This window comes from Ruminococcus sp. BSD2780120874_150323_B10, assembly GCF_015553695.1.
GTDB classification, from domain to species: domain Bacteria; phylum Bacillota; class Clostridia; order Oscillospirales; family Acutalibacteraceae; genus Ruminococcoides; species Ruminococcoides intestinale_A.
Map to the genome: position 1 here is coordinate 1 of NZ_JADNHD010000030.1, position 13,134 is coordinate 13,134.

The 13,134-nt window shown below is 45.8% G+C and carries 14 protein-coding genes and 2 pseudogenes; all 16 read right to left on the reverse strand.

The genetic code is table 11. From position 1 onward, the window contains the following. Positions 1-125: 125 nt before the first annotated feature. Entirely contained in the window at positions 126-305 is a 180-nt protein-coding gene (locus I2E21_RS11805) for a transposon-encoded TnpW family protein (protein ID WP_195411449.1), read from the reverse strand. 250 nt (positions 306-555) lie between these two features. Further along, the gene (locus tag I2E21_RS11810; protein WP_195411461.1) at positions 556-1,908 is read right to left on the reverse strand and encodes a virulence-associated E family protein; all 1,353 of its coding nucleotides are present in this window, start codon (positions 1,906-1,908) and stop codon (positions 556-558) included. After that, positions 1,844-2,470 carry a CHC2 zinc finger domain-containing protein gene (locus I2E21_RS11815; RefSeq protein ID WP_195411450.1) on the reverse strand — a complete coding sequence of 209 codons (627 nt, stop codon included), beginning with the start codon at positions 2,468-2,470 and terminating at the stop codon, positions 1,844-1,846. Before I2E21_RS11815 ends, I2E21_RS11810 begins: the two co-directional genes overlap by 65 nt. Before the next feature lie 67 nt (positions 2,471-2,537). Further along, on the reverse strand, positions 2,538-4,142 hold the full coding sequence (mobQ, locus tag I2E21_RS11820) for a MobQ family relaxase (RefSeq protein WP_195411451.1): 1,605 nt from the start codon (positions 4,140-4,142) through the stop codon (positions 2,538-2,540). Positions 4,143-4,449: 307 nt separating this feature from the next. Further along, positions 4,450-4,761, reverse strand: a complete 312-nt coding sequence (locus I2E21_RS11825; protein WP_195411452.1) for a DUF3847 domain-containing protein — start codon at positions 4,759-4,761, stop codon at positions 4,450-4,452. An 89-nt stretch (positions 4,762-4,850) separates the two neighbouring features. Then, positions 4,851-5,426, reverse strand: a complete 576-nt coding sequence (locus tag I2E21_RS11830; RefSeq protein WP_195411453.1) for a helix-turn-helix transcriptional regulator — start codon at positions 5,424-5,426, stop codon at positions 4,851-4,853. A gap of 133 nt (positions 5,427-5,559) precedes the next feature. Then, positions 5,560-5,949: a hypothetical protein gene (locus I2E21_RS11835; protein WP_195411454.1), complete on the reverse strand. Its 390-nt coding sequence runs from the start codon at positions 5,947-5,949 to the stop codon at positions 5,560-5,562. 87 nt (positions 5,950-6,036) lie between these two features. Continuing rightward, positions 6,037-7,185 carry an ABC transporter permease gene (locus I2E21_RS11840; RefSeq protein WP_195411455.1) on the reverse strand — a complete coding sequence of 383 codons (1,149 nt, stop codon included), beginning with the start codon at positions 7,183-7,185 and terminating at the stop codon, positions 6,037-6,039. A 47-nt stretch (positions 7,186-7,232) separates the two neighbouring features. Then, positions 7,233-7,880: pseudogene (locus I2E21_RS11845) on the reverse strand (ABC transporter ATP-binding protein); the annotation flags it as partial. Next, positions 7,856-8,581, reverse strand: coding sequence for a hypothetical protein (locus tag I2E21_RS11850; RefSeq protein WP_195411457.1), 726 nt, complete (start codon positions 8,579-8,581; stop codon positions 7,856-7,858). The gene I2E21_RS11850 and the pseudogene I2E21_RS11845, both read right to left, overlap by 25 nt. Next, entirely contained in the window at positions 8,574-9,038 is a 465-nt protein-coding gene (locus I2E21_RS11855) for an RNA polymerase sigma factor (protein ID WP_195411458.1), read from the reverse strand. The genes I2E21_RS11850 and I2E21_RS11855 overlap by 8 nt, the downstream gene beginning before the upstream one ends. Before the next feature lie 338 nt (positions 9,039-9,376). Continuing rightward, positions 9,377-9,667, reverse strand: coding sequence for a molecular chaperone (locus tag I2E21_RS11860; protein WP_195411459.1), 291 nt, complete (start codon positions 9,665-9,667; stop codon positions 9,377-9,379). Then, the gene (locus I2E21_RS11865) at positions 9,645-9,938 is read right to left on the reverse strand and encodes a hypothetical protein (protein WP_226875709.1); all 294 of its coding nucleotides are present in this window, start codon (positions 9,936-9,938) and stop codon (positions 9,645-9,647) included. The genes I2E21_RS11860 and I2E21_RS11865 overlap by 23 nt, the downstream gene beginning before the upstream one ends. A 114-nt stretch (positions 9,939-10,052) precedes the next feature. Further along, the gene (locus tag I2E21_RS11870) at positions 10,053-10,403 is read right to left on the reverse strand and encodes a TnpV protein (RefSeq protein WP_195411462.1); all 351 of its coding nucleotides are present in this window, start codon (positions 10,401-10,403) and stop codon (positions 10,053-10,055) included. Between the two features lie 44 nt (positions 10,404-10,447). After that, complete coding sequence (locus I2E21_RS11875; protein WP_195411460.1) at positions 10,448-12,853, reverse strand: recombinase family protein; 2,406 nt, start codon at positions 12,851-12,853, stop codon at positions 10,448-10,450. An 89-nt stretch (positions 12,854-12,942) separates the two neighbouring features. Beyond that, positions 12,943-13,134, reverse strand: a pseudogene (locus I2E21_RS11880) (type IV secretory system conjugative DNA transfer family protein); the annotation flags it as partial.

The window sequence follows — 13,134 nt, forward strand, 5'->3', positions numbered from 1 at the left end:
TGGTGTTTAGCACCTTGATTTTGTACCCGCCCCGCTGCAAGAGCTTTCCACACTCGATTAAAACCGTTCCTTTCGGGAGCGTTCTGTCAAGATAGAAAACGGAAAAGTCACAAACAATTTTCAATTTAGAAATTTGCTGTTCTTACATCATCACGCATCAGTCGCTTCATCTTATCCTCCAGAGTGTCCTTGCTCGTCTTGCTGAAATGAACGCCGATGACATAGGTGGTGTTGCCCATCCTCATATTGAATGTTCCTGCCGGAGTTGCCTTGGGTTTCTTTGTGGTGTTTGTGTTCTGGTTCATGCGATACCTCCTTGAAATGGAAAAAGCCAGACAGGGTGTGTCGGCAACGAAGTCCGGCAACGGGCTTCAAAAAACCTGTAAAACACCTTATCTGGCTCTTTATACTATTATTTATTTCTTTTTGATTTTCTCCGTTGCTTTCGTTGCTGGAGAAAGAAAAAGCCTTGTGCAGCAAGGACTTTTAAGGGATTTGCCCGGCAACGGGGTCGGCAACGGGATTGCAACCAGCCATGCAACGGGGGCAGCATTTTCAGAACGGAAGCTCCATCTGACTGAGTTCTTCATCGGTCAACTCACGAAAACCGTCAGTAAAATTCCCGTCCGTTGCTGATAGCCCGTTGTCGGGCGGCTTGATGTGTTCCCATCCTCGCTGTCTGCCGTACTTGGCAAAGATACGGGGATTGGAAAATGCTTTCCATCCGTCAATGCTGTTGTTCATGATTTCGTTTATCTCTCGGATTTCCCATTGCTTCGGCTCGTCAAAGGCGTGGTTCAGAGCTTCGGCATAGATCAGCTTGGAGCAGACCTGTGTGCCATTGTAGTTATCAAGGAAAGACTGTATCAGTCCCGCCTTAGTGTCCTCCGGCATGAATTGCTTTTGCAGTTCTCGCAGTTCCTTTTCCATAGCCTTTGATAGTGTCAGCTTCAACGGGAAGTTCTGATAGATGAACATGGCTTCTGCCCACATCTTATCAATGTAGGCTCTCGATGCGGCTTCATCTTCCAAAATGTGAATCTCGGCTCGTTCGGAATTTACCATGATGGGCATAAACCTACGATTGCCGGAACGGTCAAGGGGCAGGAAGTCCAGAGTGTTGGAGCTGCCACCAAACACACATTGTCTGAGCCTGTCTGCCGGATGGGTTTCATACGGCACTTTATAGGTCTCTTTCGGTCTGCTGATAAAGGATTTGATTTCCTCAATGCTCTTGGCATTGGCTGTGGCAATCATTTCCGACATTTCGATTATCCAATGCCCCTGCATCTTGCGATATACATTCTCATCGTCAATCTTGCGGAGATCATCGGAAAACCATTCATCTTTGACTGCAAGCAGTCGGAAGAAAGTGGACTTTCCTGCACCTTGCCCACCAACGAGACAGAGCATGACTTCAAATTTACAGCCGGGTTTGAATACTCGGTGAATCGCTCCCAACATGAACAGTCGCAGACATTCATAGACATACTCGCTTTCCTCTGCGCCGAGAAATTTTGTCAGAGCATAGCGGATGCGTTCTGTGCCGTCCCATTCCAGACTGTTCAAATAGTCTTGTATAGGGTGGTACTTATTGTTGTCCGCTACGATGCTGATTGCTTTCTGGATTTTCTTCTCGCTGGTCAGAGCGTAGTTATCTTCCAGATAAAGCATAAGATAGTTTAGGTCGGTGTCCGTCAGCGTGGCAGTTTGCTTTTTCCACCATAGCGTTTTCACAATATCCACTCGCTCTGTCAACAGATTGTAGCTGACAGCCCCTTGCAGAAGTGGGTCTTTCATAAAGACGGTCAGACAATTTCGGATGCTGTTCTTAATTGCTCCGCTATCGGTCAAGTCCAGACTTCCTCTGACTTCTGCTATGCCTTGGCGCAGATCTTCTTTCTGCAAATCGCTGTTCAAGTTTCATCACCTCTTTTCTTTGCTCGGCAACCAGAGCTTTCTTTTCTTCGGGAGTGCCGTACAAGAGAATATCAAGCAGATATTCGATATAGCTTTCTCTTTGCAGGGCTTCCACGAACAGGGGATGCCATTCATCCCCCGGCTGTTTCGGTGCGTACTGCTGTTTCCACGCTCGGAGAGAGTGGAAGTAATCGGTCAGCACCTTATAGCATCGGTTTTCTTCCTGTTGGTATCTCTGTTCCGGGGTAGGTTCTCTTATTTTGGGTCTGACAGACGGTTTCTGTTTGCTGTCATAGCCAATACCAAAATCATCAGCCAATTTCATAGCGGCTTCTTTGCTCGGCAGTCCGAACAGACGGGAAACAAAATCAACTGCATCTCCGTCCGCTTGACAAGCAAAGCAATGGAAACGCATATCCACTTTCATGCTCGGATTTTTGTCATTGTGGAAAGGGCAGACTGCCATGCCGTTGCGGTTGACATGGATGCCGTACATCTCTGCCGCCTGTCGGGTGGTAACATTGCCTTTTACTGCTTCAAATACATTCATTGCATCATCCTTTCGGGAAACAAAAAAGGCACTCGACATTTTCGTAAGAGAAAACGGCAAGTGCCTGTTAGAGTTCCATATTCTGTTTTTTCTGTTTGTGCTGCGGAGATTTCTGCTCCGGCTGTTTCTTGTCCTGCTCCTGCAGGAACTTCATTTTCTCTGTAAGAGAGTGCTTCGGTTCGGGCTTCTTCTCGACCTCTGCCTGTTCCGGCGTGAGGACTTTACCAATCCAATAACGAATATCTTTCATCGGCTGTAATTCTTCTTTGACGGTAGCAAGCTGTCCGGCAAGCTCGGTGTGGGTTGCTTTCAGACCGTCATACTCTGTTTGCAGAGCATCCAGATTGACATTCAAATCCACGCCCTGCTTTTTGAGATAGCGGAATGCCTTATTGAAGCTGTCCAGTTCGTCCTTGTGCTTTTCAGCATAAGCGGCTTGCCTTGATTTCCAACCGATTTTCAGATACTTGTCATGGACTGCCTTGTGGGTCTGGCAATCTGCCACGGCGTTCTGTATGCCGGTAATGACTTTCATTCGGGAAGATGCTTTCTTCATATCGGCATTGATTGCTCCGGCTTTTTCGTTCACGCCTTGCAGGGCTGTGTCCAAATCTTCCAGAGTGAACAGCTCATGCTCTTTCAAGTAGATCAGAGCTTTGGAGACAGCTTTCAGATCATCGGCTGTGCCTTTCTGCTGTCCGTACCTCGACCACTCGCTGCGCTCCGCTTTTCGCAGATTCATATAATCACGGAGAAGTTCGGAGAGAGTGGGCGAAGCATTTTTCTTTTCCGCTTCCATTTCCGCAAAGGCTTCTTTGGTAGCTGCCACAATATCCGCAATCCAGTTTCGCAGATTTTTAATGGTGCTGCGGATAGCGTTCATCATGCGGTTAGCGGCTTTAATATCTCGGTTGAGATTTCCGATATTGGTTTCAATGCCCTTGCGTTCCAAAGCAGACACGGCGGCTCCCATGTGGACTGTCGGGATAATGTCAAGCCCCTGTCTTTCATAGGAACGCATATCCACACGCTCGGCACTTCCGGCAAGCTCCAGATATTTATTCTGAACAACCTCCCATCCGTGTCGCCATTCCTCAGCGTGATACTGTTCGTTCCAATCAACAGTATCTTCCTTGTGGCTTTTCCATCTGCCGGACGGAAGTTTGATACGCTCGCCGTTCTCGTCAAGGTCATAAACCTTGCGGCTCTTGGGCATCCACTTTCCATTTTCATCAATGGCTCGCATTGTCAGCATGATATGACAATGGGGATTGTGTCCCAGTGGGTCTGGGTCATGGATTGCAAAATCACAACACATTCCCTTTGATACAAAATGCTCACGGCAGTATTCCTGCATCATCTGCGGATACATTTCCATCGGCACTTCTCTTGGCAGGGCAACAACGAAACGCCTTGCAAGCTGTGAGTTCCATTGTTTCTCTACTTCCTCGGCAGAGTTCCAGAGCGTTGCTCGGTCTGCATATTCGGGTGGGGCATTGGTCGGCAACATGATTTCCGTGTAAACCACTTCCTTTTGCTTTCTGCGGTGGTCTTTGTTTTTCTGGTCGTACTCGGAAAACAATTTTTCTCCGGCTTGGTAGGCAGCTCCGGCAACAGCAGAACTGCCCTTACTTCTCTGAACAATTCGTATGTTCAGATGGGGTACTGGCATTTTTGATTGAACCTCCTTTCTCGGTGCAATAAAAAATGACCGATACTTTTCAGCACGGTCGGGGTGAAAATATAAACTTGCTGACGGTGAATGATTGCGGACAATCTCGATTGTCGGGCAATCAGTTCATCGGCGGCAAGTCCACAAAGGGGTAGCTGTCGCAAGACAGCGCAGGGGAAGTGTAGCTTCCTCTGGATGATTGGAGCAAAGGACTTTTGCGGAAATCATCAAGCTCCCTGCAAGGGGCTTTCGGCAGAACGCAATCACCATCTTTAGGTGGTGTATAATTGCGCCCTCTAACGAGGGGTTAAACCTCGCCGTCCTCCGTTGTCGTTTCTTTTTCTCGCTTCTCAATCAGCAAGTCCAGCTTCTTTTGAACGGCTTGGTCATGGAAGATGAAAGTCAAAAGCTCCATCACATCATCGTCCGTCAGCAAGGTCGGCTCTCGCAGAAACTTCTCCAACATTCCGGCACGAGTGCAAAGTCGGTGGGTTCTTTCGCTTCGGGTCAACTGTTTCAGCTTGTGTTCCAACTGCTTTTCCTTGTGCTTGGCTGCGGTCAGCTTCTTCTCCAATCCGTGTTGCTTCTGTTTCAGTTTTTCCAATTCTTCATTGGGCATCGGGGCAACCTCCTTTCAAAAATGGGCAAAACAAAAGCGACCAACTTTTTACGGTTGATCGCCTTTGGCTTGGTCATTATTTACTTTTCTTAATTAGGCACAGGCCCAAGACCTAAAACACCCGCAAGGAAGAACAAAACAACAATGCAGATTGGAATTAGTATCAACGCTCCAGCCAAGATGAATGTCTGCAAGCAAGGCAGTTTATTTTTCTTGCGCCAAATCCCATATATGACAAGTGCGACACTCGCAATCAAACAGATTACGGGAAAATAGGCAAAAGCAAAGCCCATCCAGCCCATACCGTCAATAAGGAAAATCAAGAAAAGAGCAGCGGCTATGCAGCCCGCAATTTTCAGAATTGATCTCCGTTCAGCCTTGCGCTGCAATTTCACAAGTTCAAAGGTATCAGTCAATGCAACGGCAGCAGTATCGGGGCTGATCTCGGCTTCGACTATTCTTTCAGAGCGCATAACCTCCAATACGCTCAACCCCAAAGCGTCAGCCAATGGCTCAATCGTGTTTATGTCTGGAAACCCCAAACCACGCTCCCATTTGCTAACAGCCTTGTCGGTTACTTGCAGTTTTCTTGCCAAGTCCATTTGTGTCATGTTTTTTTCTTTTCGCATGGCTGCGATAAATGCGCCAAACTTTTTTGCGTCCATAATGCAAACCTCCTTTTGCTTGTTCGCTTATAGTGTATAGCCGCATTGAGAAGTATTGCAACCGACGCTTTGTTTAGTAGTTGCTTTTTTTCATACTCAACGGAAAGTTTAGGAGAAAAACTATAAAATAACTTTACTCAATTCTAACTTCTACACCTTCAACCTCAACATAAACCGTTATGTCTGTGTCGGTATCATTTTGCATAGATACACCGATTTTGAACCATTCGCCCGTTATTGCATCAAACTCAACAGGCAGTCCAGGAGTTAGATATGTTGCCACATATCCAGTTTCAACCATTTCATTTACTGGTGACAAAACAACCTCTGTATCCCCCAACCCCTCGCCAGAAGAAATGGTTATCTTTTTGCCCGTTGCTGATATTTCTTCGTCCGAATAAACGAATGCTTCTGTACTTCCAGCGGGTATAGTAATTCTAATTTTGTAGGTGTCATTCTTCTCACAGCCTACTAAAGCAAGAACACAGACCAATGTTAAAACTAATGCTATGTATTTTCTCATATTTCACAAGCCTCCTATTTTTATTGCCTCACCTATATACTTGCAATCCAGAGCGAAAAACTACATCAAAATCAAAAGTTTTACTATTTATCTCCCACTAATCTGATAGCGATTGTATGTCAACTTTCCAATCAAGGCAAAAACGACAGCCAAAACAGCGTATACAAATGGAGCATACTGATATGCCGCCAAAGTGCTGCCACCAACAGAAAGTGCAGAATAACGAAATGCACCATTGAGCGAAACCAAATTGCTCGGCAGCAGATACCATATCTCTGAAAGTAATTTCAGATTGGCGGGCATTTCCATAATAAACATCGTCACAAGCATAACACCCGTTATCGTTCCAATCGTGGCAACGCTGTTCTTTGTCAGTTCGGAAAACATCATAGTAAACAGGCTCACCAATGCAGCTCCGGCAAAGGACAACGCAACCAAAATCAAAGCAGCCTGTCCAATGGTAAGATCAAACGGACGGAGCAAGACAAATTGAAATATGGTATTATACCCATCAAATCCATACAGGAAAGCGACTATACCAAACATCAACAGAGAGAGAAGCAGCGTAAAGCCTATACCAACCGTCAAGCCCGCAAGGATTTTTGCGGCATACAGTTTTTTCTTGCCCAACCGAGTACATAGAATGACCTGATCTGTTTTGCGGGTGTGCTCCACAGTAAACACCGGGGAAAGGCAGATTGCGATAAACATGATTTCCATACAGGCAATAAACTTCATCATATCCGTGATCTGCTGCCAGCCATCAAAATATCCATGATAAACAATCGGCTCGTCAAATGAAATGCTTTCACTTAACCCTGCCGGAGTATTTGCTTCTAACTGTGCATTTAGCCGTTCATAAAATGCTTCGCTGTCACATTCTAATATTTCTGCACTTGCCTGTGTCCCCAATGTTCTGCCTATGAGATTATATACATCTAAATACGGGAGTGCTTCTCTGTAATTTCCATTAAAAACAAAATTCTCATACGCAGGGCGCATTTCATCAATCAGCGTTTGGTCTATGGCTCTGCCGGAGATCAATTCCGCAGCTTCACGCTCTGCCCGGTTTGCTTCATATCCATTTAAGGAACTGTCGGAATATTCTCTGCTCTGCGGCAGAACAGCACTTGCTACGCCCCAAATGAGAAGTCCCACAAGCATCACGCAGCCTGTGATCCAGACAATTTTCCTGCTGTTTATTTTTCGTAATTCAAACTTATACAGCGCAAACATACTCACTCCTCCTCAAATTCTGCAAGGTAAAATTCCTCTAAATTTTCAATTTCATCAGCGGAGCCGTTGTAAATGATTTGCCCTGCTTTCATCATAAGCACCGTATCTGCGATATGCTCAACATCTGAAACGATATGCGTGGACAAGAGAACAATGCTGTCCTTTCCTAAATCCTTTATCAAATTACGGAAACGCACACGCTCTTTGGGATCTAACCCGGCAGTCGGCTCATCTAAAATGATGATTTTCGGGTCATTTAGTAGTGCCTGCGCAATGCCAAGCCTTTGCTTCATGCCGCCGGAATAGGTTGCAATTTTCTTTTTGCCCACATCGGAAAGGCTCACTAATTCCAGAAGCTCTTTTGCTTTCCTTTTTGCTTCTAATTTTGTCAATCCTTTTAGTGATGCCATATACATCAAAAAATCCCAACCGCTGAAATCGGGATAATACCCGAAGTCCTGCGGAAGATAGCCCAACTCTGCCCGGTATTCCTCGGAAGAAACATCTAACCCATCAAAGGTTACTGTACCTCCTGTCGGTTTCAAAATCCCGCAAAGCATACGCATGAAGGTTGTTTTTCCTGCGCCATTTGCTCCAAGCAATCCATAGACGCCGTTTGTCAGTTGCAAGCTTACCCTGTCAACGGCTATTTTGTTTTCATATTGTTTTGTCAGTCTGTCAATGCAAAGTTCCATAGGAATCCCTCCGTTTTCTTGAATGTCTGATAAAGCTCCTTCGCCGTAAACATCATCAAGAGTAGAGCGATCACTACCCACCAGACTAAATAATTTGTTTGGAATAAAAAGTTAGCCACATATCGAAGTGTCATATTTGCCGTACTTACACAAACAGCTACTGCCATACAACCGTAAATAGCTTCTTTATTCCGAAAATGGCGGACAATATACAAGCTGATACTTGTTGTCAGCAAATAAGGTACAAACAAATATACTCCTGTTTGCACAAGGGAAATACTATTTGCGATATGACAGATTGGGATTATGATACAGAAAATCGCAAAATTAAAAATACCCAAGATGGTCAGCCTTGCCAGCACAATATTTTTTAGTGAAAAGCGGGAAGCCATTTCCAATTCATTCATTCCATACAGCGTAGATTTTGCACTCTCTGTAATAAGAAGCAAGGCAAGGAATGGGGTAAAAGCAGATACGATCCATACCGTGTTCTCGCTTGCGAAAGAAGCACCCCACACCGCAGGTAAAACGATCAGTACGGACAACAGCCATATACTTTTCTTAATGAAAGGGATTTGACTGAATATAAATGCTTTGGTACTGATATGCGGTCTGGGCAGCGAACGAACAAACTGTGCCTTGTCCCTCGGCGCAGGTGCATCAAAAGCCTTTGCGATTTGCTTTTTCAATCCTCTATTCATACGAAAATCCTCCTCTCTGCAACTCTGTTTTGAGATATTTCAATATCCTTGAGATTTTGCGATATATAGCAAAACGAGAAAGCCCGGTGATCTTACATATTGAAGCAATTGGAAGTTCATTTGCATATCTCAGCAGCAATAGCTCCTGCTCGTCCTGTGGGAGTTTATAGATCAACTCTTTCAAGGCAATGCTGTTTATCCATTCTTCCGTCGGGTCATAACCCGGATCATCGTTTGTTTCGCTTATAATTTCTTTGCTGTTTTTGCGATATTCCTCGATACATAAGTTGCGGGCAATCGTATAAAGGTAAGGAAGTTCTTTGCTGCTATCAAGACTTAAATTTTTGCTGAAATAACGCAAAAATGTTTCTTGCGTAATATCTTCCGCTGTTTGGCAATGGTGGACTTTGAAATAGCAGTAACGGTATATTTTGTCATACTGTTCACTTAAGTCCATAGCGTTCAAACCTCCTTTCACTATGTATAACGGTTTTCCTACATCAAATGTGCGGAAAACTTGAAAAAATTCAAAAAAGTTTTTGAGAAAGCAGCAGCGGCGATATGGCGGTTAGCCAGATCGCCGCTGTTTGTCAGGTTGTCACATATATTTTACTTGATTTTTGTGACAATCTCAAGATATAGCATGTGAACATTCAGTGTAGGTTTTCACTTTATTAACCGAATATTTCCGTTTTTCGCACTCCCTATATCTCTCTACACCTCGATATGTAATTGCGGACAAAACATCGGATGCAGACCCGACATTTTGACCGCAAATCAACCTTAAACGCTACATTATTCCGTGTGACTGTTGAAACCGTTTTGCTTGGCGTTCTCGCTTGCCTTTCGTCTGCGTTCCTCGCTCATTGGCGGTTGCAGACGGATGGACAGTCGGGACTTGTCCAGAAGATAGGACACGCCGCCTTGCTCGTAGGTCTTTTCCAATCGGCAAAGGTCGGGGTGCTTCTTGGAGAACGCCGCCAGTCTGTTCCTCAATCCGGCATTGTAGGTCTGGATGTGTGCTGTGTCCTCACCCTCGTTGAACAGAACGATGGTTTCCTTTTCATACTTCGTCAGCTTCGCCATAATCGCCCTCCATATCATAGGTGCTGACTTCTGCCAGCTTCATAGTCAGTTCTGCATCGTAGTAACTTCCCATTTCCATTCGGAGTGTGTAGAAGAAACAACGATACATTTCGCCCATGCCACTCAGTTTGGCTGCAAGATTGCAGAACAGCTTTCCGGCGGCGGGGTCGGGGGTGATAGCTGCCAACAGGCGCAAACGGGCAATCGTTGCCTTGTGGTTAGGACAACCAAAGGTGTAGAGAGCTTTCTTTTCCATAATGTTCATCTTCATAGTGTTTTCCTCCTTGAATTTTGAAAAATTAAAAGCGACAGAGACTTCACAAGGAAATACCTGTCGCTTGGTTTACGATATGAAATTGTAGGGTCTGTGCTTGGCTTTTTTAGCTCATTCGCAGTAGATCAGTTCGCCCTTGATGGTTTCCTCTGCCTGTGCAACACAAGCGTTCATCTGGCGCACCCATTCAATTTGGTTCTCGGCTTTCAGTTGCTCCGTCACGCCGTAATACTTCATAAGCTGCGGCAAGATCACATCCATTCGCTTCTTTGCGGTGGCTTCAATCTCCGCACAATGCTCATAGAGTGTTTCGCTCAGTACCATTTCAGAGAATACGATGGGGTGTGCCTGTCGCAGATACTCTCTACGCATCCGTCCCCACTTGCCGAGACGGATATTGGGGTTCTTCAACTTGATGTCGGGGATGTAGTAATCGCCGGATTTGATAAAGTTCAATTCCATAGTGACCTCCTTATTTGCTTTGTTGAGATTGGGGTTCAGTTCGTTCATGCCGGAATATCCTCCTTTTTGGCTTTCTTTTGATGGTATTCATCCCTGCGTTTGGCAAGGTGGGCTTCATATCTGGCAATAGCATCGGGGTCTCCTGCTTTTGCATCAGCTTTCATCTTCTGATAGCTTCTAACAGTTGCTTCGCTCTGATACTTTCGCATTTCAGCCAGTTTCTTAGCTGCTTCGGGGTCTGTCTTGGCTTGTTCTTCCAGAGCTTCACGGTCTGCCTTGCGTTTGGCTGTGTGTCTGCGGTTATATTCAGCCCTGCGTTCTGCCATCAAAGCAGCATATTCGGGGTCAGTTTCCATTCGCTCTTTCTGTCGCTTATAGCTTCGTTTGCTTGTAGCGTTTTCTCTCGCTTTCAGAGCTTCAAATTCCTTTGCGGCTTCGGGGTCGGTCTTAGCCTTTTCTTTCAGTTCGGCTCGTGACAGCTTCGCTTTTCTGTTGGCTTTCTCAGCCCTTTTGCGTTCGGCTTCAAGCAGCTTTTCACGCTTGATACGCTCTTTCTCGTCCATCTGACGGATATACTCCGGGTCAGCTTCTCTGGCTTCCTTGATTTTCTGCTGTCTGCGTTGATTTCGTTCACGCTGCATGGCAAGCTGACGTTCACGCTCTGCAATGGCTTCGGGGTCTCCTGCTTCGGCAGCTTTCTTCAATTCCGCCTTTTTCTGTTTCTGGACTTCGTAAGCTCGCTTGCCTTTCTCTTGCTTCTTTCGTTGATGCTCGGCATCAATAGCGGCAATGCGTTCTTCCTCGGTGATGGTCTCCGCAGGGGGATAGAAGTGTCCGATGAAGTTGAAATGAATATCAATGACTTGCTGACGGTAGATTGTTCGTCCGCCTGTGGCTTCGTGAACCTCAATCCTGTCAATGAACGCATAGAGCATTGTGTCGGTCAACTCAGCGCAGTCCTTGTACTTCTTTACAAGGGCGATAAATCGTCCTGTCTCAGCTTCCTTGACTTCCTCATACTGGATTTGGCTTTTCAGTTCCTCGACACGCCTTTCAAGAAGGATTTGTTCCTCATCGTACTGCTGTATCATTCGCTGTGCCTGTCGTTCCGGCAGAGTGCCTTTAACAGAGCTTTCATAGAGGTTCTGTATCAAGTTGTCAAGCTCGGTCATTCGCTTCATTGCTTGTTCAAGCTCCTGTTGTCCGATGTCAGTATGCTTGGATTTATTTTCGCTCCAGACTGCTTTGAGTTGGGCAATAAATTCTTCCTCGTTTTCAAGGACATATTTGCTGACTGCTTGGATTGCCTGTAAAATTGCGGCTTCCAGAACCGAAGTTTTTACGAAGTGGGAGACACATTCCGTTCCTTTATTGCGGTAGTTGCCGCATTGGAAAGAGGAATCGGAATCATAGTTCTTTTCGCTGTGCTTGGCTTCGGGGCTGCTGTAACTCATTCTTCCTCCGCAGTCGGCACAGTAAACCAAACCGGAAAGACGGTGGGTGTAAGTGCCATTTGCGGCTCTCGGCTTTTTCTTAGAGCGCATTCTGCTTGCAATATCCCAAGTGTCTTGGTCAATGATAGCTTCGTGCGTATCGGGGAATATCATCAGTTCATCAGCGGTGGCAGGTCTGCGTTGCTTCGTCTTGAAGTTCTCGCAGATGGATTTACCCAACACGGTATGACCGAGATATTCCTGCCTGTCAAGGATATAGCCAACGGTAGTAGCACTCCATCGGTAGGGGTCTGCGTAATCCTTATTTCTGCAATTCTCCGGCGAGGTCTTGGCAGTATAGGCAGATGGTATCAGCACTTGCTCCGCTGTCAGTATTTCAGCAATGGTAGTAGTTCCGATGCCTTGGCAAGCCATACGGAATATTCTTCTGACTACCTCTGCGGCAGGCTCGTCCACATAAAGCTGCTGCTTATCGTCCTTGGTGCGTTTGTAGCCATAAGGGATAGAACCACTACAACGCAAGCCTTTCTGCATCCTGGACTTAAAGACTGCCTTGATTTTGTTGCTTGTATCTTTGGCATACCACTCGTTCATGATATTCAAAAACGGGGTAAGGTCATTGTCTGTGGGATTGGCACTATCAACGCTGTTGTTGATAGCAATGAAGCGTACTCCTTTTTTCGGGAACACAACTTCAGTATAATAACCGACTTGCAGATAATTACGACCAAAACGGGATAGGTCTTTTACCACAAGGGTCTCCACTCGTCCTGCTTCGATTTCTTCAAGCAGGGCTGTAAATCCGGGACGATTGAAGTTCGTGCCGGAGTACCCATCGTCAGAAAAGTGCCTAATATTGCGTAGCCCTTTCTGTCGGGCATATTCTTCTAAGTACATTTTCTGATTCTGGATGGAGTTCGATTCGCCAGCTTGTTCATCGTCTCTCGACAAACGCTCGTACAGAGCTGTGATTTTGATTTCTTCTTTCTTCGCCACGATTTCAACCTCCCTTCATCAAGTAATTTTCGTGTTGAAGTAGATATGTAACACGCTTCGGTTCTCTATCCTCTTATATTGTAACCATTCGGGTCTGTGACAACATAGCTGCTGTGCATTTGCATTAAGTTGGGCTTTACAAAAAACCTTGTTTTGCCGCTGCCGGAGCCGCCGATGACAAGCACGTTTTTGTTTCTTGCATACTTCGGGTGCTTCGGGCGGCTTGACATCATCAGCCTTTCGGTCTGCGTCAGCAGCACGTTATTTTCAAACATGGGGTC